Origin of the sequence: Nocardia sp. NPDC050717, from assembly GCF_040654275.1 — a bacterium.
Classification (GTDB): domain Bacteria; phylum Actinomycetota; class Actinomycetes; order Mycobacteriales; family Mycobacteriaceae; genus Nocardia.
Genome location: NZ_JBFAHR010000008.1, coordinates 175,118 through 196,699, shown reverse-complemented (window position 1 = coordinate 196,699; position 21,582 = coordinate 175,118). Strand labels below are relative to the sequence as shown.

General features: G+C 69.5%; 18 protein-coding genes. 5 read left to right on the top strand and 13 right to left on the bottom strand.

Annotated features, from left to right (window positions below; translation table 11 throughout):
* Nucleotides 1-40 precede the first annotated feature (40 nt).
* The 3 genes from AB0H56_RS18270 to AB0H56_RS18260 all read right to left on the bottom strand — a co-directional run bounded on the left by AB0H56_RS18270 (nt 41) and on the right by AB0H56_RS18260 (nt 2,108).
* Nucleotides 41-607 (bottom strand): Uma2 family endonuclease, encoded by a 567-nt coding sequence (locus tag AB0H56_RS18270; RefSeq protein WP_357164257.1) that lies wholly within the window; start codon nt 605-607, stop codon nt 41-43.
* 145 nt (nt 608-752) lie between these two features.
* Nucleotides 753-1,250, bottom strand: a complete 498-nt coding sequence (locus AB0H56_RS18265) for a peptidylprolyl isomerase (RefSeq protein WP_357164254.1) — start codon at nt 1,248-1,250, stop codon at nt 753-755.
* A gap of 210 nt (nt 1,251-1,460) precedes the next feature.
* Nucleotides 1,461-2,108: a hypothetical protein gene (locus AB0H56_RS18260; RefSeq protein WP_357164251.1), complete on the bottom strand. Its 648-nt coding sequence runs from the start codon at nt 2,106-2,108 to the stop codon at nt 1,461-1,463.
* A 466-nt stretch (nt 2,109-2,574) separates the two neighbouring features.
* Here AB0H56_RS18260 and AB0H56_RS18255 point away from each other — a divergent pair, with 466 nt between their 5' ends.
* Nucleotides 2,575-5,859, top strand: coding sequence for an arabinosyltransferase domain-containing protein (locus AB0H56_RS18255; protein ID WP_357164515.1), 3,285 nt, complete (start codon nt 2,575-2,577; stop codon nt 5,857-5,859).
* 73 nt (nt 5,860-5,932) lie between these two features.
* Here AB0H56_RS18255 and AB0H56_RS18250 read toward each other — a convergent pair whose 3' ends face one another.
* Complete coding sequence (locus tag AB0H56_RS18250) at nt 5,933-6,094, bottom strand: hypothetical protein (RefSeq protein WP_167456241.1); 162 nt, start codon at nt 6,092-6,094, stop codon at nt 5,933-5,935.
* A 152-nt stretch (nt 6,095-6,246) separates the two neighbouring features.
* Complete coding sequence (locus AB0H56_RS18245; protein WP_357164248.1) at nt 6,247-9,564, bottom strand: arabinosyltransferase domain-containing protein; 3,318 nt, start codon at nt 9,562-9,564, stop codon at nt 6,247-6,249.
* A 190-nt stretch (nt 9,565-9,754) separates the two neighbouring features.
* Here AB0H56_RS18245 and AB0H56_RS18240 point away from each other — a divergent pair, with 190 nt between their 5' ends.
* The gene (locus AB0H56_RS18240; RefSeq protein ID WP_357164245.1) at nt 9,755-10,300 is read left to right on the top strand and encodes an RNA polymerase sigma factor; all 546 of its coding nucleotides are present in this window, start codon (nt 9,755-9,757) and stop codon (nt 10,298-10,300) included.
* Entirely contained in the window at nt 10,287-10,550 is a 264-nt protein-coding gene (locus AB0H56_RS18235) for a hypothetical protein (RefSeq protein WP_357164242.1), read from the top strand. Before AB0H56_RS18240 ends, AB0H56_RS18235 begins: the two co-directional genes overlap by 14 nt.
* Here the strand turns inward: AB0H56_RS18235 and AB0H56_RS18230 are convergent.
* The 3 genes from AB0H56_RS18230 to AB0H56_RS18220 form a co-directional block, all read right to left on the bottom strand.
* Nucleotides 10,547-11,059 carry a hypothetical protein gene (locus tag AB0H56_RS18230; RefSeq protein ID WP_357164240.1) on the bottom strand — a complete coding sequence of 171 codons (513 nt, stop codon included), beginning with the start codon at nt 11,057-11,059 and terminating at the stop codon, nt 10,547-10,549. The genes AB0H56_RS18235 and AB0H56_RS18230 overlap by 4 nt on opposite strands.
* Before the next feature lie 204 nt (nt 11,060-11,263).
* Nucleotides 11,264-11,806, bottom strand: coding sequence for a hypothetical protein (locus tag AB0H56_RS18225; protein WP_357164237.1), 543 nt, complete (start codon nt 11,804-11,806; stop codon nt 11,264-11,266).
* Nucleotides 11,807-11,983: 177 nt separating this feature from the next.
* Nucleotides 11,984-12,943 carry a WYL domain-containing protein gene (locus AB0H56_RS18220; protein ID WP_357164234.1) on the bottom strand — a complete coding sequence of 320 codons (960 nt, stop codon included), beginning with the start codon at nt 12,941-12,943 and terminating at the stop codon, nt 11,984-11,986.
* Nucleotides 12,944-13,031: 88 nt separating this feature from the next.
* Between AB0H56_RS18220 and AB0H56_RS18215 the strand changes: the two genes are divergently transcribed.
* A complete protein-coding gene (locus AB0H56_RS18215) occupies nt 13,032-13,661 on the top strand; it encodes a TIGR03086 family metal-binding protein (RefSeq protein WP_357164231.1) in 630 nt (209 codons plus the stop codon).
* Nucleotides 13,662-13,739: 78 nt separating this feature from the next.
* Here the strand turns inward: AB0H56_RS18215 and AB0H56_RS18210 are convergent, their stop codons facing one another.
* The 3 genes from AB0H56_RS18210 to AB0H56_RS18200 all read right to left on the bottom strand — a co-directional run bounded on the left by AB0H56_RS18210 (nt 13,740) and on the right by AB0H56_RS18200 (nt 18,060).
* Nucleotides 13,740-15,710 (bottom strand): galactan 5-O-arabinofuranosyltransferase, encoded by a 1,971-nt coding sequence (locus AB0H56_RS18210; protein ID WP_357164228.1) that lies wholly within the window; start codon nt 15,708-15,710, stop codon nt 13,740-13,742.
* Nucleotides 15,711-15,859: 149 nt separating this feature from the next.
* Entirely contained in the window at nt 15,860-16,639 is a 780-nt protein-coding gene (locus tag AB0H56_RS18205; RefSeq protein ID WP_357164225.1) for a decaprenylphospho-beta-D-erythro-pentofuranosid-2-ulose 2-reductase, read from the bottom strand.
* On the bottom strand, nt 16,636-18,060 hold the full coding sequence (locus AB0H56_RS18200) for an FAD-binding oxidoreductase (protein ID WP_110038095.1): 1,425 nt from the start codon (nt 18,058-18,060) through the stop codon (nt 16,636-16,638). The genes AB0H56_RS18205 and AB0H56_RS18200 overlap by 4 nt, the downstream gene beginning before the upstream one ends.
* 15 nt (nt 18,061-18,075) lie before the next feature.
* Here AB0H56_RS18200 and AB0H56_RS18195 point away from each other — a divergent pair, with 15 nt between their 5' ends.
* Nucleotides 18,076-18,573, top strand: coding sequence for a GtrA family protein (locus AB0H56_RS18195; RefSeq protein WP_357164222.1), 498 nt, complete (start codon nt 18,076-18,078; stop codon nt 18,571-18,573).
* Here AB0H56_RS18195 and AB0H56_RS18190 read toward each other — a convergent pair whose 3' ends face one another.
* Entirely contained in the window at nt 18,574-19,203 is a 630-nt protein-coding gene (locus AB0H56_RS18190) for a pyridoxamine 5'-phosphate oxidase family protein (RefSeq protein ID WP_357164219.1), read from the bottom strand.
* A 171-nt stretch (nt 19,204-19,374) separates the two neighbouring features.
* Nucleotides 19,375-21,546, bottom strand: a complete 2,172-nt coding sequence (locus AB0H56_RS18185; protein ID WP_357164216.1) for a molybdopterin-dependent oxidoreductase — start codon at nt 21,544-21,546, stop codon at nt 19,375-19,377.
* Nucleotides 21,547-21,582: the final 36 nt, after the last annotated feature.

The window sequence follows — 21,582 nt, the reverse complement described above, 5'->3', positions numbered from 1 at the left end:
GCCTCGATTCCCCGAGGCGGCCCTTCTCGCATCTTCGCGGCTATACCTCGCCGAGGTCCACTTCTACCGAGAACGGGACCGGCACCTTGATGATGCCGGTGAACATGTCGCCGGTGCGGTAGGTCCTGGTGGCGGGGTCGAGGATGTAGGTATAGACGAGCGGCACACCGGTCGCGGCCTGCTCGACCCGCCAGAAGAACGCGATACCCGCCTTGGCGTACTGATCCAGCTTCACGATCCGGTCGGTGGTTTCCGAGCCAGGGGAGACGACCTCGACGACCATCAGGACGTGCTCGGGCCTGGTGGGCGAGAGATCGATCGTGTCCGCCCGGTACACCACGACATCGGGGCGGCGGTTCGTCAGCGGTACATCCTGGAGCCGGATGTCGAAGTCGGTGTCGGCGTTCCAGTCGGTGCCCCCGGCACTGTCCAGCGCGTTCGCCAGAACTCGGGCCAGCCGGTGGTGGCGCTTGGAGGCGCTCGGGCTCACTACCACCATCCCGTCGACGATTTCGATACCCGCGCACTGTTCCTCGGACCAGGAGTCGTAGACCTCCGCCGTGATCTGCTCATGCATCCACGCAGGGGGCGCTGTCTCGGCAGTCACGCACGCTCCTCTCGGACGCCTCTGAGCGGGTCCGATCCCGCCGATTCAGTGTACTCGGGGGCTGTCGGCCTGGAGGCCGGCGAGACGCGTGCATGCGACGAGCCGCCACCGGGTCGGGTGGCGGCTCGGCGGTGGCGTCGAAAGGTCAGGCGATCGAGGCGGATTCGATGACGACGTCGTCGACCGGGACGTCCTGGTGGGGGCCCGCGTTGCCGGTGGAGACGGCGGCGATCTTGTCGACGACCTCGGTGCCCTCGGAGACCTTGCCGAAGACGGCGTAGCCCCAGCCCTGGCCCTGGGGGGCGGTGTGGTTGAGGAAGGCGTTGTCCGAGACGTTGATGAAGAACTGGGCGGTGGCCGAGTGCGGGTCGTTGGTGCGGGCCATCGCGACGGTGTACTTGTCGTTCTTCAGGCCGTTGGTGGCCTCGTTCTGGATGGGCGCCTGGGTCGGCTTCTGCTTCAGGCCGGGCTCGAAGCCGCCGCCCTGGATCATGAAGTTGGGGATGACGCGGTGGAACACGGTCCCGTTGTAGTGACCCGCGTTCACGTAGTTGACGAAGTTGGCGACCGTGTTCGGCGCGGCCTGGTCGTCCAACTCCAGCACGATCGGTCCGTAATTGGTCACGAGATTCACCTTGGTCATGAGGTCGAGTCTAGGGATGCGCGTGCCCTGGAAGAGACCGGGGTCCGCGGCCGGGCGCCGCTGGTCGGCACCCGGCGCGAATATTGCCTAGGATGTGAGGGAACCCGCGTGCGAGTGCGAGACGCACGCGGGTTCTTTTTCATCGCACAGCGAACACAATTCGAGATGACGTCGTCGCGTTACCGGTCATCCGAATTCACCTCGGAATTGTCAGGGGCCGACCGTGATCGGCACCGACGGGGTGGTGGTGTTGGTGACCTTGTACACGCCGGTCACCGATCCGGTGGTGGCGCTGGTCGGGCAGCCGAATCCGCCGGTCACCTTGATGGGTGCGGGGGAATTCGTCGCCTGGACCGTCGACGGGTTGCCGTTGGTCCAGGTGCCCGCCAGCGACGCGGGCCCGGTCGGGGCGACGACCACCTTGCAGGACGCCAGACCGCTGGTCTGGATGACCATGCCGCCGGTCGGCACGTTGATCGAGCCGGAGATCGGCGACCCGTTCTGGCCCGTGATGGACCAGCTGCCACTGGTGGTCACCGTGGCGCTCACGCCCCACATGCTGGTGGTGCAGCCGGTGAAGCTGGGCGCGTTGATCGGTACCGTGACCGGCCCACTCGGGTTGGTGTTGCCCGGTGCGGCGGGCACGGTGCCGGTCGCGGTCGAGGTCGAGCAGGTGATGGTGACACCGCCCGCCACGGCCTTGACCACGCCCTGGTTGGTGGCCTGCACGGCGGCGCCGGCCGGGCTGACCGTGGTCGAGGCCTGGGCCGCGGCGGGGCCGATACCGAACGACGCCGCGGCGACCGCACACCCGGCGGTCGCCAGTGCTGTGCGGGCGAAGAAGTTGCTGTTGAACATGCGTACTCCTTGGGTGAAAACGACACCTCCGAGATGTGAAGATGTCGTGTTCAAGAGTACGAAAGGCATTTTTCGGCATTGCGCAATTCGCACCTACCATTTCATTTGGGAACCTTCGTATTTCGGCCGCCGCGGTAGTGATCGGCATTTACAATGCCGGACTGTTACCGTCTGTAACAGTTACCCCGCTTTTTAGCTATATGCATCGTGCACACTGTTAACATCGACAAACTCCTGTGTCCTGCGCGCGGCCCGCGCCGGACCTGGATCGATAGCCGACGGCCATGATGCCGGAACGCCGGCGCACGCGAAGCATCCTTAATGAAATGCTTGAACTTCACATCGGGGGTGGCGGCGCGTCGCGCAGCAGGGCGTGCGACCCGTCACAACGACCTGGGTGCGGATACCATGGCGAACCGTGCCAGACGCCGCAACTGCTGTTCTCACCAAGCCACCCGCCGAACCGGTGGTATCCGAGAAGGACTTCCGGATCGCGCGATGGATCGCGCTCGTCGCCGGACTTCTCGGCGCCCTGTTCGCGGTGGCGACGCCCTTCCTGCCGGTCACCCAGACGACCGCGCAGCTGAACTGGCCGCAGAACGGCAAGCTCGGCAACATCCAGGCGCCGCTGATGTCGCAGGTGCCCATCGACCTGAACGCCACCATCCCGTGCTCGGCCGTCGCGACGCTGCCCGAGCAGGGCGGCATGCTGCTGGCCACCGCGCCGCCGCAGGGCGACCGGGCCGCGCTGGAGGCGCTGTTCGTCCGGGTCTCCGACACCTCGGTCGACGTGGTCGACCGCAACGCGGTGGTGGCCTCGGCCGACCGGGCCGCGATGGACCAGTGCACCTCGATCGTCATCAGCTCCGACCGCGACCGCACCACGGCCTCGTTCGAGGGCATGACCAAGGAGATCGAGCGGCCGATCCCCGGTCAGCCCGGCGCGGTCGAGACGGTGCTGGTCCCGGTGCAGGGACAGCTGGCCGGTGACCTGCGGCCGCAGATCGTCGGCGTCTTCTCCGATCTGAAGGGCGCGGTCCCGCAGGGGCTTTCGCTCACCTCGACGATCGACTCGCGCTTCTCCTCCAGCCCGTCGCTGAGCAAGCTGATCGCGATCGTCGCGGCGGTGCTGTGCACCCTCATCGCCCTCGGCGCGCTGGCCAAGCTCGACGGCAGTGACGGTCGCGGGCACCGCCGCTTCCTGCCGAAGAACTGGCTGAAGCCCACCTGGGCCGACGGCGCTGTCATCGGCACCCTGCTGGCCTGGCATTTCGTCGGCGCCAACACCTCCGACGACGGCTACATCCTGTCGATGGTGCGCGTGGCCCCGGACGCCGGCTACATGGCCAACTACTTCCGCTGGTACGGCGTCCCCGAGGCGCCGTTCGGCTGGTACTACTACGTCATCCAGGTGTTCGCCGAGATCTCCACGGCCAGCCCGTGGGTGCGCGTGCCCGCGCTGATCTGCGCGATCCTGTGCTGGATGGTCATCAGCCGCGAGGTGGTGCCCCGCCTCGGCAACGCGGTCAAGCGCTCGCAGGTGGCCCTGTGGACCGGTGGCCTCGTCTTCCTGGCCTTCTGGCTGCCGTTCGACAACGGCCTGCGCTCGGAGCCGATCGTCGCGCTCGGCGCACTGCTCACCTGGGTCTCCATCGAGCGCGCCATCGCGACCGGCCGACTGCTGCCCGCGGGCATCGCGGTGCTGATCGCGGCCTTCACGCTGGCCGCGGCGCCGACCGGACTGATGTGTGTGGCCGCGCTGCTGGCCGGTATCCGGCCGCTCGTGCGGATCGTCGTGCGCAGGCATCGCCAGTTCGGCACGATCCCGCTGCTGGCGCCGATCGCCTCGGCGGGTCTGCTCGTGCTCGTGGTGGTCTACGGCGACCAGACCTTCGCCGGGATCCAGGAGGCCAACCGCGTGCGGCAGGCGACCGGGCCGAACCTGGCCTGGTACGAGGACTACCTGCGCTACTACTACATGTTCGTCGAGACCGTCGACGGCTCGCTGGCCCGCCGCTTCGCCTTCCTGGTGATGCTGCTGTGCCTGTTCACCACGCTGCTGGTGCTGCTGCGCCGCCGCCAGGTGCCCGGCGTCGCCTCCGGCCCGACCTGGCGGCTGATGGGCATCGTCTTCGGGACGATCTTCTTCATGATGTTCAACCCGACGAAGTGGACCCACCACTTCGGCGCGTACGCGGGCATCGCGGGTTCGCTGGCCGCGGTGACGGCCGTGGTCGTCTCGCAGAGCGCGCTGCGCTCGCGCAAGAACCGGGCCATCTTCCTGGCCGGACTGCTGTTCGTGCTCGCGCTGTCGTTCTCCGGCATCAACGGGTACTGGTACGTCTCCAGCTACGGCGTGCCGTGGTTCGACAAGACCATCTCGCTGCGCGGCATCAACTCCAACACCGTGATGCTGATCCTGTTCGGCCTGGCATTGGCGCTGGTCGGCTGGTACGCGCTGCGCGAGGACTACGTGAAGCCGGTGCCGTCGGCGAAGACCGAGCGCGGCAGGCGGATCCGCAAGTTCGCGGCCATCCCGCTGACCGTCGTGGTCGGGCTGATGGTGGCGTTCGAGGTGCTCTCGCTGGTCAAGGGCGCCACCCAGCAGTACCCGGCGTACTCGCTGGCCCGCTCCAACACCGACGCCATCGGCGGCAACGCGTGCGGCCTGGCCAACGACGTGCTCGTGGAGTCCGACCCGAACGGCGGCAGGCTCGAACCGATCGTCGACCCGGCCCGCCCGTTCACCGATACGAACGACCCGCTCGCGGGCACCGGCGCGGTGGGCTTCACGCCGAACGGCGTGCCGGGTGACCTCTCGGCCGACGCGGTCGAGGTGAAGCCGGGCACCGGCAACACCAGCAACCAGTCGGTGGGCGCCGCCTTCGCCGAGGGCGAGAGCGCAGGCACCGGCGGTGGCGAGGGCGCGCGCGGCGTGAACGGCTCGACCGTCGCGCTGCCGTTCGGCCTCGATCCCGCGCAGACCCCGATCCTCGGCTCCTACCAGGAGGGCGTGCAGCAGCCCGCGCACCTGGAGTCGGCCTGGTACGGGCTGCCCGCCCGCTCCGAGGACTCGCCGCTGGTCGTGATCTCCGCGGCGGGCCGCATCGCCTCCAAGGACGACACCGGCGCCGACAAGTACGGCCAGTCGCTGCTCGTGGAGTACGGCACCAGGGCGCCGGACGGCAGCGTCACCACGCTCGGCACCTACCTGCCCCGCGATATCGGCCCGTTCCCGTCCTGGCGCAACCTGCGCGTGCCGGTGGCCGACCTGCCCGCCGAGGCGAACGCGGTCCGCATCGTCGCCAACGACCCGATCCTGATCGGCGACCAGTGGCTGGCGTTCACCCCGCCGCGGGTGCCGAAGCTGCGCACCCTCGACAGCTACATCGGCCGGGACCAGCCGGTGCTGCTCGACTGGGCCGTGGGCCTGCAGTTCCCGTGCCAGCGTCCGTTCGCCCACAAGAACGGCGTCGCCGAGGTGGCGAACTACCGCATCCTGCCCGACCGCCCGCTGGCGATCTCCTCGACCGACACCTGGCAGGCGCAGGAGTTCGGCGGCCCGCTCGGCTTCACCCAGATGCTGGCGAACCGGGTCACCATCCCGACGTACCTGAAGGACGACTGGGCGCGCGACTGGGGTTCGCTGGAACGCTACGACCAGCACCTGCGCGCCGAGCCCGCGCAGCTGGAGACGGGGACGGCGACGCGCACCGGCCTGTGGACCCCCGGTCCGCTGCGGGTGTTCTGACCGGGCGCTGAGAATGTAGAAGGCGCGGACCACTTCGGTGGTCCGCGCCTTCGGCCGTTGATGGGGGTAGGAGTCAAACGCTGAGCATGCGACGGTTGAGGTCGCGGCGTAACACCTCTTGCGACGGCAATCTGTCCAGCACCCGCATCACGGCCGGTCGTAGTTCCTTTTTCTCGTCTTCGCTGAGCAGCTCGACGAGATCTCCCAGATCCATGTCATCGAAGGCTCCTGTCATACCCAACAGCGTACGTGCTCAAACCCGCCCCCGTCCGGCCATTGGGACGACATTTACAGGCGATTCACGCGCGCGAAACGCCAACGGCCGCTAGGATTTTCGGGTTGTGCATGCGCAACTGCCCGCTCGCTGCCCTTACGCTGCCCGAGTCACTACTGTGCTCTGATCGACGGTTCCTTCGCCCGGCCGGACTGGGTCACAACCCGCACCGAGATCTCCGCCGGCGTCGCCGCCTGGTACGGCGTGAACCGCTCCAGCGAGCCCCAGTCCCGGCCGAGATCGTGCTCGAGATAGGTGGGCACAGTCTCGGCCTTCAGCAGCGGTCCTGTCCACCCGAGCGGGCCGCCACCGATGTCGTCCTGCCAGGCGTTGGAGGCGTCGGAGCCGACCCGGTCGGGCAGGATTCGCCAGCGCGGCGCCTCGGCGACGCCGTCGTGATGGTCGAACGGGCGCTGGCACGGGAACGCCAGGCCGACGTGCCAGTCCAGCAGCACCGGATCGGTCTCGCCGACCACCGACTGCAGTGACGCCAGCTTCGGCAGGCGCGGCGGCGTCACCGCGAGCCACTGCTTCTGGGTGATGTCGTTGTCGGTGGCGACCAGGCGCACCGCGTTCACGTCGGCCGGGAGCTGATCCATCGGCACGCGCAGGTTGCGCCAGGACGGCGAGGGGCCGATGTCGAGCGGGGCCACCGACCCGGTCACCTCGATCGAGCCGTCGGCGGCCCGCTTGCCGTACTCCACGCGCAGTTCCTGGCCGTAGTGGACGACACCGTCGTTGTCGACGTAGCGGATGCGACCCGCCGCCGTGACCACCAGGGCCGGGCGGGCCGGGTCGTCGACGCGGTCGAGGCGGTACCACTGCGAGGTGAGCTTCGCCTGCTGCTGCACGTCGTCCTGGAAGGACCCGAGCACCGGCGTGCGGGCCGGATCGAGACCGAAGGGCAGGGCGACGGTGCTGCCGTTGAGCCCGGCCTCGGCGCTCGTCCCGCCGCCGGTGCCCGCGCCGGTGGTGTTGGTGGTCTTGTTCGCGGAGTCCTTGTCCACCGAGTTCGCGCCGCCGACCACGGTCTCGTCGGCGTCGGCGGTGAGGTCGGCGGCCACCCCGTTGGGGGTGAAGCCGGTGGATTCGGCGCTCAGCCCGTCGGCGGGGGCGCCGGTGTAGGGGGTGAGCAGCGAGTCGGCCGTGTTCGTCTCCACCAGGACGTCATTGGCGAGGCCGCAGGTGTCGCCGCGCAGCGACTCGATGTTCGACTTCGCGATGGAGTACGCGGGGTACTGGGTGAGGGCGCCCTTGGCCATCGAGGCCACCTCGAACAGCACGAGCAGCGCCGCCGCGATCGTCAGCGGCATGGTGGCGAAGCGATCGAACCGCGAGGGTCTCGGCTGCGCGCGGAACGGCGAACGCAGATGGAAGTACAGCGCGACCAGCAACGCGAGCACGGCGAGGCCGAGGAATATCGTCGAGATGCCCTTGCCCGCCACCAGCGGCGCCTTGTCCCAGAACGGCACGCCGAAGCTGGAGACGTACCACCAGCCGTTGGAACCGGTGAAGGTGAGCGCGAGCAGGAACAGCACCGCCGCCGCGAACAGGGCGCGGTTGCGTGGTGCGCGGATGCTGTTGGCACCCACCGCCACCGCGGCCAGGGCGGCCAGTGATCCGGCCAGCCCGGCGTAGACGCCGAAGTGGTGGGTCCACTTGGTCGGCGTCCACATCATCAGCAGCAGCGCGCCGAACACGATGCCGAGGATGCGCACCGAGGGGCCGCGCGAGGTGCCCGGGATGCGGCCCTTGCGCAGCACCTGCAGGATGCACACGAGCAGGCACAGCAGCATCACCAGCACGCCGAAGCGCCGCGCCAGCGAGCCGTCGGGGGAGAGCATGAACAGCGAGTCCCAGCGGGTGCGCTCGTCGAACCAGGCGACGTTCGGGCCGACCAGGGTGCGCACGCGGGTGGCCTCCATGACGGTGGCCAGTGTCTGGTCGGCGAAGACCACGATCAGCACGATCGTGCCAGCGGCGATGCCGGGGGCGAGCAGCGCGGCGTAGCGGAAGATCTTGGCGCCGAGCGAGATCCGCTGATCAGCGGCGTCGGCCACGCTGGTCGAGGCGCCAGCGGGGGCCGCCGACTCGCCCGCGTCGGCGGCGATCCGGCGCGGCAGCAGGCCCTGGGCCCGCTTGATGATCAGCACCAGCACCGGGCGCGCGCCCGCGATCAGGGCCGCGATGCAGATCAGGCCGGTCGGACCGGCGGCCAGCGAGAACGCGGCGACGAGGATCGCCAGCGCCGCGGGCAGCAGCCGGGCGGTGGCGATGGCGCGCTCGATCAGGCACCAGGTGAGCAGCGCGCCCGCGGCGATCAGCGGTTCAGGGCGCAGGCCGTTGTCGTAGGGGAGCCAGAAGGCGAGGAACACCAGGCCGCCGGTCCACAGCGCCACCTTGTCGCGGCGCACACGGGCGCCGAGGCGGGGCAGCACCTCCCGGCTGATCAGCGCCCAGCAGACGAGCCCGGCGAGCAGCGCGGGCAGGCGCATCCAGGGGCTGGCGTCGGAGATCTTCGTCATCCAGGCGAGCAGCTCGTAGGACCAGCCGAACGGCGCCTCCGGCACGCCGAACCAGCGGTAGTAGTTGGCCATGTAGCCCGAGGGACCCGACGCGCGGGCCATGTTCAGGATGTAGCCGTCGTCGGAGGTGTTGGCGCCGATGACGTGCCAGCCCAGCAGCGTCGCGACCACCACCACGTCGGTCGGGGTGATCCGCCACCAGTGCCTCGGCAGGAAGCGGCGGGCCCGGCGGCCGTCGCTGAGATCGAGCAGGTGCAGCGCGATCAGCGCGATGACGGTGGCGACCGCGGCGACGATCATCGCGACCAGCTTCAGCGTCGTCGGGGTGGAGGTGAACCGCGAGTCGATGTCGGCGTGCACCCGCGCGCCGGCCAGCGCCGCCTCGTCGAGGTCGGTGAAGACGCCGACGATCTGCGGCCGCTTGTCCACCGTCACCGTGTTGCGGAACGGGCTGCCGTCCTGGCGGGTGACACCGAGGAATTCGACGGTCGTCGCCCCGATGGTGGAGGTGATCGTGACCGCCTCGCAGGTCCCGATCTCGGCCAGCGGCGCCGACAGCATCGGCACGTCCCTGGCCTGCACGCCGAGCACTCCGTCACGCACCGTGACGGTGAGCCCCTTCGCGCTCTGCCCCGAGGCGACCGGGATGGTGCTGACCACCGTGGTGGTCCCGGTCTCGGGCAGCCCGCGCAGCATCGTGCACGGCAGCCTGGCGTCGAGCTGCTGCGGCACATACGACACGAGCGGCGCCTCGACGCTCGTCGCGCCCGCCTGCGGCCAATCCAGGCTCGCGCGGTCCTGGCGCACCGGCAGCAGCGGCGTCAGCAGGGCAAGCACGAACCCGAGCAGCCCACAGACGAGGGCGATCAGGCGGTATCGGGTGAACGCTCGGTCGGATCGCAGCACGGGGGTTGATGCTAAAGCAGATTCGCCGACGTGGGCTGAATCCTTTCCGGCGACCCGCGCCTCTCATACCTGTCCCGGCGCACGTCGGGACGGGATATGGAGGTTGTCGTGCTCATCGGAATCGGTATCGTCGTCGCCCTGATGCTCCTGTGTACCTGCTTGGTCGTGCTGAAACGTCGACGAGCCGGGCGTGACTGAGTCGCGCTGGCCGGACGAGCCGTTGATCGTGGCCGCCCAGCGCGGCGACCTCGACTCGATCGCCGCGCTGGTCTCGGGTTCGCACCCGAACATCCGGCGGTTCGCCCGATCGCTGTGCGCCACCCCGGAGGACGCCGAGGACGCGGCCCAGGAGGCCATGATCATCCTGTACCGCAAGATCGGGATGCTGCGGGCCTCCGGCGCGCTGGCCTCGTGGATGTTCCGCATCGTGCGCAACGAGTGCCTGCGCCGTGCCCGGCTGCGGTGGCGCGACCGGCCCGCCGACGAGGCGGCCGTGGTCGCCTCGGCCGAGGACGAGGTGTTGCGGCGACTGGAGGCGGGCCGGGTCGCCGCGGCGGTGGCCGCGCTGCCGCTCGACCAGCGGCAGGTGCTGATCATGCGCGACGTGCAGGGCTACAGCGGGCCGATGGTGGCCGACGCGCTCGGCCTCAGCGTCGCGGCGATGAAATCCCGGCTGCACCGGGCCCGTGCCACGGTGCGGCAGAGTCTGCGAAAGGAACACGATGAGCGGAGCTGACGAATTCGCGAGCAGCTCGCTGCCCGCGCATCTGCTGCGCGGCGCGGTGGGCTTCGGCGCCCTGATCGGGGCGCTCGCGCTGATCCCGGCGCTCGGGCCGGTCAGCCTGGCACTGTTGCCGGTCGGGCTGGTGGCGTTGCGTGGCTGCCCGACCTGCTGGGTGATCGGGTTGATGCAGACCATCTCGCGGGGGCGGCTCCAGCGCTCCTGCGAGGGTGATCGTTGTACGTTGACGGTGGCAGGCCGCTAGCCGGTCATCCTGGTCGTCCAGTCGAGCTGGGTCTTGGCCCAGTCGGGGATCTCGGCGGCGGGCCGCGGGTAGGCGACGAACTCGGCGCGCAGCTCGTCGACCGAGATCTCCGGCATCCAATCCGCCACGGTGGTGGTGGAGAAGGTCGCCTTGTAGCGGGTGGGCCCGGCGATGAAGATCTCCGCGCTCAGCCAGGCGCCGACGGCGGGGTCGTAGGACAGCCGCTTGTGGTCGGTCAGGTACTCGAGCACCTCGGTCGGCGGCACCAGATTGGTGACGGTCCCGTCGCGCTCCTTCACCTGCACCCCGGCCACCGTGTTGCCGCCGACCTGCAGCGACCACAGCAGGGCGAACTTCTGGCCGGGGGCCAGCATCGCGATGGCGGCGTCGACGACTGTCTGCTCGATCTGACCGATCGAGTTCAGCTGTTCGCGGGGGGCTGGTTCACGATCCTGACGGTGGGGTCGTGTCAGCAGGAGATCGATCCGCTCCGGTCTGCTGAGCGTCATAGCTATACCTCTGCATCCGTACCGATCAGCACTTACCAAAACTGCTTTCGGTCGGCCGAACTTGCAACATTTCGCAGCGTACTCGCCCCGCGACACGAACCGTGCGGTTTGTTGACACTGACCGGACATATTGTTGTCCATCGCACGCCCGCACACCAGTAGCTACCGGGTGTCGAGTAACACAACACCCGCTGACGTGGTTGTTCAGGCGGCCGAGGCGCGCAGGGCGAACCAGCCGTCGATCGGGTCGGCGAAACCGTGATAGACGAGCGGAATGCGCTGATCGATCCCGAAGTGCCGATACACCGCCAGCATCGCCATCCGCACCGAATGCGCCTGGAAATCGTCGATGCGGCGCGGGCCGAGGGGATGCTCCGGCAACGTTTCCAGCCTGCGCAGTTCGTCCGGATCGTCCACGTCAAGGCCCATCGGCGCCGGCTCCTCGATCAGATGGTCGTGCAGGATCGCGCGCGCGGCCGTCGGGTCGTGGCGCGGGCCCGCGAACGGGACGCGCTCGAGGTGGGCGAGGCCGCGGGTGCTCAGCGGCGTGCGGACGGCTTCGATCAGGTCGATCAGCTCGTCATCGGGCGCTGGTTCGGGTTTTCGTCCGGCGACGGGCGCCTGCTCCAGCAGATGCAGCACCTGCCCGCCGCGCACCAGCGGCTCGGGAACCACGAAGAAGCTGATGCTCGGGCAGCTGCAGTGCAGGCCGGTGAGACACACTCTCGTGTGCAACGGATCGGACATGAGTCCTCCTCCGACAGCGGGTCGCCGGGACCCGTGACATGCGGGATCGAAGTTTCCAACGCCATCCGCCGCGAGCTCGCACCCACCGGCGCCGACCATGTCGCACCCGTCAGTGTAGTGCCGTCGCCCGCCCACAACACCCCGATCAGCCACGGATCGGACACGATCCGTGTGCGCTCAGCGCGCGACCGATTCGGTGTACCGGCGGGCCAGCGTGCGCAGATGGGCCACCAGCTCCGGCGGGCCGTCGACCCGGAAGTCCATCATCAGCATGCTCAGGTAGATCGCGATCGTCTCCATGGCGTCGGCGCCGGTGTGCAGGACGCAGCTCGCGTCGTCCACCGGTTCGACCACGCCGACGGCGGGGTTGATCCGGGCGATCACGGTCTCGGCGGGCGCGAGCACCCGAACCCGCGCGTGTACCCGCCACCCGGTGGTGGCGATGTGGCGCATGACGAAGGCGACCAGGTCGTCGTCGGGCAGGCGGCGCGGCGCGAACACCCGGCTGCCGGGTTCCGCGCGGGTGATGCGGGCGACCGGCAGGGCTTCCCACGTGTGCGAACTCATGCGGTAGGCGACCAGATACCAGCGGCGCTGCCAATTGATCAGCCGATAGGGCTCCAGCTCGACACCGTCGTCGACGGTGACCGCCGTGGTGCGGCGGACGGCGTCGGCCAGCGCGGTGAGCACGGCGACCGGCACGGGCGCGTCCGGCTCGCGGGAGCCGGTGGTGGCCGGACCGATCTCGGTGGTGTCGTGCAGGGCGGACACCTTGCGCTGCAGGCGTTTCGGCAGGATCTGGGCGATCTTGCGCAGTGCTCTGGCGAGCGGCTCGCCGAGGTCGGAGACGGCGAGCGAGCCGTCGGCGGCCACCGCGATGGACAGGGCGACGGCCACCGCTTCGTCGTCGTCGAGCAGCAGCGGTGGCATCGTCGCGCCCCGCCCGAGCCGATAGCCACCCACGGCGCCTCGCTCGGCGTGCACGGGGTAGCCGAGGTCGCGCAGGCGCGAGATGTCCTGGCGGACAGTGCGTTCGGTGACGTCGAGGCGCTCGGCGAGCTCACGGCCGGTGTAGGAGCGGTCCTGGAGCAGGGCCAGCAGGCGCAGGACGCGCGGTGTCGTCGCGGCCAATGTCACCTCGTGTGTTCGACCGTTCGCAATTAGGAAGAAAACGAGCCTAATGGGTTCCTAGGCTGGAGTCATCACCGAATCGAAAGGCACCATCATGAACAGCATCTCCGCCCTGCAGAACACCTGGCGCACTGTGGTCGCCGACTCCTACGCGGCGCTGGCCGACGTGGTCGCCGGCGTGCGAGCGGATCAGTGGGAACTGGCGACGCCCTGCTCGGAATGGACGGTCGCGCAGGTCGTGCAGCATGCCGCGGGCGATCAGCTCGCCTACGCCGCCGCGCTCGGTGTCGGCACCGGTCCCGCGGACAACCCGTTCGCCCCGTCGGGCATCATCGACGGTTCCGCTGCCGAATTGGTCGGCGGGGCGTTGGCGGAGACCGCCGCGGCATGGGCGACCGTCGCCGACGACACCGCGACCGTGCCGACCCCGCTCCCGCACGGCGACCTGCCCACGCCGATCGCGGCAGGCATGGCCGCGCTCGATGCCGCCGTCCACGCTTGGGACATCGCTGTCGCCACCGGTCAGCCGTCGCCGCTGACCGACGAGTTGGCCACCCACCTGCTGACCGCGGCCAGGACCGTCCACCCGGCTCCCGGGTCCGGCGTCGATGCGGAGCTGGTCGAGCCGCTGCGCCAGTGGGGCGCCTACGCGCCGGTCGTCACCGGCACCGCCGCGAGCCCGGTCGACGAACTGCTGCACTACCTCGGCCGCACGACCGTCTGACCGAGGTCTGCTGGGCCGGCATGGCCCAGGCGGAACCTGTAGCCGCGCCGCGCCTGCGGGCGACCGGCGCGGTTGACCTCAGCGGCGGACCGTCACCAGGGTGAAGGGGCCGATGTCGGTGGTGGTGAAGGCGGGGTCGGCGAAGAGGGACTGGGGGAAGGCGACGGTGTAGCGCTTGACGTTGGGGTCGTTGGGGTAGACGTCCTCGGCCAGGCGCAGGGTGTAGGTGTCGGTGTCGCGGCGGAAGAGGAAGGCGTCGGGGGCACGCCAGGGGGAGTTGTCCATGGCGGCGAGCAGGGCGCTCGGGGAGTCGAGCTTGCTCCAGGCCGCGATCGTGTCGGCGCGGGCCTTGAAGTCCGAGAGCGGGTTCGCGTAGTGCGAGGTGAGCGCCTGGAAGCCGAAATACGGGTAGAACGACAGGAAGCTGGTGTCGGCGGTCAGGACGACGGATTCGTCGCGGGGTCGGCCGGTCTGCGCCAGGATCGCTTGGTCGACCTCGTGGTAGTAGGCCACCGCCGAGGGCTTGCGCTTGTCGGCGCGCTCACCGAAAGTGCCGTCGGCGGTGGGTGTCTCGGTGGGCACGGTGTCGGTGTAGGCGGTGTCGATCTCGTGGGTGAGCACCGTCGGGATGTGCTGGGCGAAGGCCAGCGCGCCGAGCACGGCCAGCACCATGGAGACCGTGCGCACCGGCGTCGACTCGTCGAGCACGCGGTAGATCATCCCCGCGCCCTCGACGAAGCCGAAGACGCCCGCGGCCGCGAGCACGGCCAGCAGCACGGGTTCGAGGCGGAACGACAGCAGCGTGGTGCCCGCCGCGGTGGCCGCCATCGACAGCAGCGTCCACAGGTAGATGGCGACCACGCCGATCCCCAGCGCCTGCGCCCGCCGCGACGACCCGGCCCGCACCACCAGCCAGATCACGCCGAGCAGGCACAGCGCACCGCGCAGGGAGAACTCCAGCATCGGGAACGCCAGCTCGGCGCCCGACTGCGGCAGATAGTGGAAAGCGTTGCCGGAGGGCAACTTCGGCCCCGACAGCTGCTCGAGCACATACGGCGCCCACACCACCAGCGCGAGCACACCGGCGATCGCGCCGATCGCGACCAGCTTCACCAGCGGTGAGATCGCCGCCCGCCACGGTGCTGGACCGGCGACCGCGCGGGCCCCGCCGAGGCGCGGCCGCTGCTCGGCGCGCCGCTGGTACACCGCCGCACCGGCGGCGACCACCGCCATCAGCACCACGGTGAACGCCGCGATCGCCAGGTAGAGCGTGTAGAAGCAGGCGGCGACGCCGAGGAACAGCCCGGTGCCGAGCACCGCGCCCCAGCCGCCGCTCGACCGGTGCAGCGCGCCCCAGGCCAGCACCAGCACCGGCGGGATGAACACGACGAGCACCGCGCCGTATGCCTCGGGGGAGGCGTAGGCCAGCGTCATCGCCGTCACCGCGGCCGCGGCGCCGACGGCCAGATCCGCGCGCACCAACTGCGCCCACAGCACCAGCGCCACCACGGCGGCGACCGCGAGCATCCCGATCGCGTAGGGCTTGAACACTTCCCAGCCCGCCATGCCGAGCAGGTCGCCGACGCGCCCGCCGATCCAGAACCACCCGGCAGGATAGAACGGCGGCAGATCCACGTAGGTCATGTCGCGCAGCGCGGCGCTGTCGGTGAGCCGGGTCAGGTACTCGGTGCGGAACTCCTGGTCCACCGAGACGCCGAACAGATACAGCTTCGTCGCCGCCAGCGGCATCCCGAGCGTGACGGTGACGAAGCTCGAAATACCCACCCAGGAGGCGAGTTTCGCAACCACCGGCCACTTGCGCAGCCGGATCAGCAGCGCCGAGACCACCAGCAGGGCCACCGCGACGACCTGGCCGACGGTCGTCAGCGCGCGAGTCACGTTGGAGGAGTTGAACGCCGGCCACTGCACCGCGGAAAAGGCGTACAGGCCGACCACGGCCACGACGAGCGCCACGAGCGCCGCCGCCACGCCCTCGGCGACCCCCGACCAGATCCTGCGCCCCGCCCGCACGTCATCGTTGGTCGTCATCGGCGCGCAATCCTCCGGCTCCACTCAGCTCCACGGTCCGGGCCAGCCTAGTGGAGCCGGCCCGCCGCGTCGGTGCCGCCGATGCCGGACCCGAACGAGAACTGCCGCACCATCCGTGGACGATGCGGCAGTTCAGGACAGACAGCCGATCAGATCGGCAGCTTGCGGAAGATCGGGCGCGGCACGTGCCGCAGCGCCGACATCAGGAAGCGGGCCTCACCGGGCGCCCAGACGATCTCGGTGCCCTTCTCGGAGGCGGCGACGGCCAGCCGGGCCACGTCCTCGGGATCGACCGTGAGCGGGGCCTCCTTGGAACCGGTGGCCTCCCAGTGCGCCTTGGTCGCCGAGGTGCGCACCTGCATCGGCCGCACCACGGTGACGCGCGGACCGTGCGGCCGCAGCGCCTCGCCGAGGCCGAGGAAGAACCCGTCCAGCCCGGCCTTGGTGGAGCCGTAGACGAAGTTGGAGCGACGCACCCGCTCGCCGGCCACCGAGGACATGACGATGAACCGGCCGTGCCCCTGCGCCTTGAACTTCTCGCCGACCAGCACGCCCACCGACACACCGGCGGTGTAGTTGATCCCGACGGTCATGACCGCCTTGCGCTGGTTCTGCCACAGCTCTTCGGCATCGCCGAGCACGCCGAACGCCACGATCGCGACGTCGATGTCACCGGCGGCGAACGCGGCGTCGACGACCTTCGGGTGCGACTCGGTGTCGAGCGCGTCGAAGTCGATCACGTCGACCTGGGTCGCGCCCGCGGCCTTCAGCTTGGTGACGGCGCCCTCGAGCAGCGGATCGCCGGGCAGGTTCGCCATCACGATCCGGGCCGGGCTCTTGGCCAGGTACTCGGCGCAGATCGCCAGCCCGATCTCGGACGTGCCGCCGAACAGCAGAATGGTCTGCGGGTTGCCAACTGCGTTGATCACTGGAGCTCCAGCCTCCTGGCCATATCGGACATGAACACGCCGGTGGGATCGACGCTGCGGCGGACCTTGATCCACTCGTCGATCCGCGGGTACATCTTGTGGAAGGTCTCGGCCGAGGTGCGCGAGTCCTTCGCGGTGTAGAGCCGCCCGCCGAACTCGAGCACGCGCCGGTCCAGATCGGTGACGAACTCGTTGAGCCCGCGCGAGATCGGGAAATCGACGCAGATGTTCCAGCCCTCCATCGGGAAGCTCAACGGAGCCTGATTACCCGGGCCGAACAGCTTGAACACGTTCAGGAACGAGTAGAACCCGGAGCCCTGGATGTCGATGATGATCCGCTTGAACTCCTCGACCGACTCCGGCGGCACCACGAACTGGTACTGCAGGAAGCCGTTGGAGCCGTAGCCGCGGTTCCACTCGCCGAGCATGTCGAGCGGGTGGTAGAACTGCGTCAGATTCTGGACCTTGCCGCGGTAGGTGCCCGACTTGCGGTACCAGACCTCGCCGATCGGGCCGAAGGTGTACTTGTTGGCCAGGCCGTTGGGGAACACGTCCGGCAGCGTGAAGAAGGTCTTGCCGTTGAACCGCAGTGGGTCCTTCTGCAGCTTCTTGGGCAGCTGGTCGAGCTTGGCCAGGTTGCCGCGCGAGATGGCGGCGCGGCCCAGCTTGGGCAGCGGGGCGATGGCGTCGAACCAGGCCGAGCTGTACTCGTACTTGTCCTCGGAGCCGTCGCTGTGGAAGGCGATGGTCTCGTCCAGCGTCGTGGTGACGTCGCCGTCGGCGATGAAGTACGCCGTCTCGGTCGGCGTCATCTCGATGGTGGCGCGCAGGATGATGCCGGTCAGGCCGCAGCCGCCGATGGTCGCCCAGAACAGCTCGGGGTCGGACTCGGCGGTGATGTGGCGGACCTCGCCGTCGGCGGTGAGCAGGTCCATCGAGCGCACGTGGTTGCCGAAGCTGCCCGCGCTGTGGTGGTTCTTGCCGTGGATATCGGAGCCGATGGCGCCGCCGATGGTCACCTGGCGGGTGCCGGGCAGCACCGGGACCCACAGCCCGAACGGCAGCGCGGCCTTCATCAGCTGGTCCAGGTTCACACCGCCGTCGACGTCGACGAGCCTGCTCGCGGAGTCGATCCGGTGGATCTTGTTCAGCGCGGGCATGTCGATGACAAGGCCGCCCGCGTTCTGCGAGTTGTCACCGTAGGAGCGGCCGAGCCCACGCGGGATCACGCCGCGTCGCAGGTGCGCCGGCTTGCTGTCGTTGTCCTCGGCGACCATGCGCACGGCCTGGACGATCAACTCGGGATCGCTGGTCGAGAGCACTTCGGCGGAGGTGGGTGCGGTGCGACCCCATCCGGTGAGCGTGCGGGTCCGCGTGGCGAACGCGCCCTGCTCAGCGGGGGTCGTAATGTTCTCGGACATCGGCTAAGAGGCTACATGCATGGCGGGACACGCGGCCGGTCTCGTAGTCTTCCTCACGTGTCAGCCCAACCGCATCTGCCGCTTCCCGCCGAGATTCCCCTGGTCGACGAGCCGGGTGGCACCGACGTAGACCTGAAGACGCAGATCGTGCGGTTCACGCTGACCGGCGGTCTTTCCGCGGTCGTCGACTACGGCATCTACAGCCTGCTGCTGAACCTGATCGGGCTGCCGGTGAGCCTGGCCAAGGCGGTCGGGTTCGTCTGCGGAACCACCACCGCGTACCTGATCAACCGGCGCTGGACGTTCAAGGCCGAGCCGAGCCGGGCCCGCTTCGTCGCCGTCGTCGTGCTCTACGCGGTGACCTTCGCCGTGCAGATCGGCATCAACGCGGCGCTGTACTTCGCGCTGCCCGAAGAATGGTGGCGGCAGCCGCTGGCGTTCGTCGTCGCGCAAGGCACCGCCACCGTCATCAACTTCGTCGTCCAGCGCGCGGTGATCTTCAAGATCAAGTAGTCAGCTGGCCTTCGCCGCGGCGGGCGCTGGCTGCTTGCCCGCCTTGACGCCGAAGTAGTCGCCACCCTTGGCCCTGACGTTGTCGGTGCCCCACTCGCGGCGGTCCCTTGCCACCGGGACCATCTGCGGAATGTGCTTGCGGCAGTGGATGTAGGCCTCTTCCACGTCGACGACCACCCACACCTGCGAGCTCCTGCCGCGTTCGGCGGGAGGCAGATCGTCGACGGTCTCGCGCAGCTCACTGTCGGCAACCATGCGTGCCTTTCCGTTGACGTGCAGCCCGATCAGGTCGCGCACGAAGTCGATCATCAGGATGCCGACGTGCGGATTCTCGAGGATGTTGCCGAGGCTGGCCATCACGCCGTTACCTCGATATTCGGGGTACGCAATCGTGCGTTCGTCGATCACGTGCAGAAACCCCGGGGTGCCGGCGCGGAAGCTGGCGTCGCACTCGCCGTGCGCGTCGGCGGTGGAGATGAAGGCCATGTCCATCCGCGCGACGAATTCGACCATCGCGGGGTTCAGGTAGTCGATCACCTGGTCGTCGTAGAAGCGTTCGGCCCTTTCCTCGGTGCCCAACGTCTCTTGGAGTTCGTGTTCTCCGTCGCTGCCGACGTGTCTTCCGGGCATCGGGGCTCCCTCTGCTAGCCGAACCGGGTGATGCGGATCAGTCGCTCGAAACCCCCGCTTATGACCGCGATCTCGCCCAGTCTAGGGGAGAACCACGAGTCGTGGGGCGTGTCCATTGTTGCGAATGGGATGAAAACCCGGTTTGCGCAGCGGTTTCCAGGGGTGGACCGATCAGGCGGGAACCACCGTCACCGGCACCCCGTTGAACACCGCGGTGCCCGAGATCGCGTCGACCACCGAATCATCGGTCAGCGCATTGGCGTTCACTCCAGCGTGCGCGCTGGCAACCGTCTGGGTGGTGCTCGCGCCGTGGCCCCAGCCGTGCGGCAGGCTCACCACCCCGGGCATGATCGTCGGCGTCTGTTCGATCGGCACCGTCAATGTTCCGGCCGCCGAGCTGATCTTCGCCAGCTCGCCGAGGCCGAGCCTGCTCGCGTCGTCCGGGTGGATCTGCAGCGTGCAGCGGTTGGAGCCGCCGACGAGGCCTGCGATGTTGTGCATCCAGCTGTTGTTGGACCGCAGCTGCCTGCGACCGATCAACACCAGCTCCGGCGCCGTCGTCCCGAGACCGGCGCGCAGCCGAGGAACATCGGCGAGCAGCTGCTCCGGCGCGAGGTCGACATGCTTCGACGCCGTGCGCAGATTGCCCGGCAGCCGCGGCTGGAGCGGGCCTAGGTCGATGCCGTGCGGGTTGTCGAGCAGCGTGCGCAGGCTCAGCTCACCGCCGTTCCACGCGCCGTAGGGCCCGAGCTTGAGCATCAGGTCGATGCGCTGTTCGGTGGTGTCGGCGCCGTCCAGCTCGTCGCGCCGATCGCTCATCCCCGCCTTGTGCAGCATGCCGGCGATCACGAGCTCGTCCACCATCGCGATCGGGCTCTGCGCGCCGGTGCCCGCGTGCGGCTGCCCGCTGACGGCGGCCGCCAAGCGCGCGATGACGGCCGACTCGGACGGGCGCCCGTCGAGCGGCACCAGCGGCGGCGAGTAGCGCGCGTAGTTGCGCACCGCGAACTGCAGCAGCGCGAAGTCGAAGTGCGGCGACTGCACCGAGCGCGGCGGCGGCAGGATCACCGACGCGTGCCGCGTCGTCTCGTTCACATAGCGGTCGACGCTCACCATGAAGTCGAGGCCGGCCAGGCCGCCGTCGAGGCGCGCGCCGCTGGGCGCGGAGAGCACCGGATTGCCCGCGACGGTGACCAGCGCCTTGATCTGGCCCGGCCCCGGCGTCTCGATCTCGTCGGCGAGCGTGGCGACGGGCAGTTCGCCCATCACCTCGGGCAGCGCACGCACCCGGCTGGTCCAGCGGCCGGGCCGGAAGGGCCGGGTCCGCGGAATGCCGCCCGCCGCGGCGGTGGCGAACATGGCGCCGCCGGGCCGGTCGAGGTTGCCGGTCAGCGCGTTGATCGCGTCGACGAGCCACTGCGTGAGCGTGCCGAACTCGGCGGTGCAGGTGCCGATGCGGGCGTAGACGGCGGCGGTGGGGGCCGCGGCCAGCTCGCGCGCGAGGGCGCGGACGGTGTCGGCGGGGATGCCGGTGCGCTCGACCACGGCCTCCGGGCTGAACTCCTCGGCGGCGGCGCGCAGTTCGTCGAGCCCGTCGACCTCGACGCGCACGTCGGTCAGTTCCTCGGCGAAAAGCGTGTGGACGATGGCGAACAGCAGGTAGGCATCGGTGCCGGGCCGGATGAACAGGTGCTCATCGGCCAGCGCGGCGGTCCTGGTCGCGCGCGGGTCGACGACGACCAGCTTGCCGCCCCGGGCGCGCAGTGCCTTCAACCGGCCGGGGAAGTCCGGCGCGGTGCACAGCGAGCCGTTGGATTCGAGCGGATTGGCGCCGAGCATCAGCAGGAAGTCGGTGCGGTCCAGGTCGGGGACCGGCACGGTCAGCGGGTCGCCGAACATGAGCCCGGCCGCGACCTGCTTGGGCATCTGGTCGGCGGTGCTCGCCGAGTAGATGTGCTTGGTGCTCAGCGCGCGGATCAGGGCGGGCAGGTAGAGCGCGCCCGCGACGGTGTGCGCGTTGGGATTGCCCAGGTAGATCGCGGTGGCGCCGTTGCCGTGCGCCGCGGCGACCTCGGCGAACCTGGTCGCGATCAGGTCGAAGGCCTCGTCCCAGCTCGCGGGCCGGAACTCGGCGCCGTCGCGGATCAGCGGGGTGGTGACCAGGTCGGGATCGTCGTCGAGTTTGCCGAAGCTGGCGCCCTTCGGGCACAGGAAGCCCTTGCTGAACGGGTCGTCGCGGTCGCCGCGGACGCTGAGCACCCGGTTGTCGTCGTCGAGGGTGAGCGAGAGACCGCAGACGGCCTCACACAGCGGGCAGGTGCGCAGCAGCGATCGCGGAGCCATGCCCCCATCCTCGCGCTGTCGCCCGCGCGCTGGGCG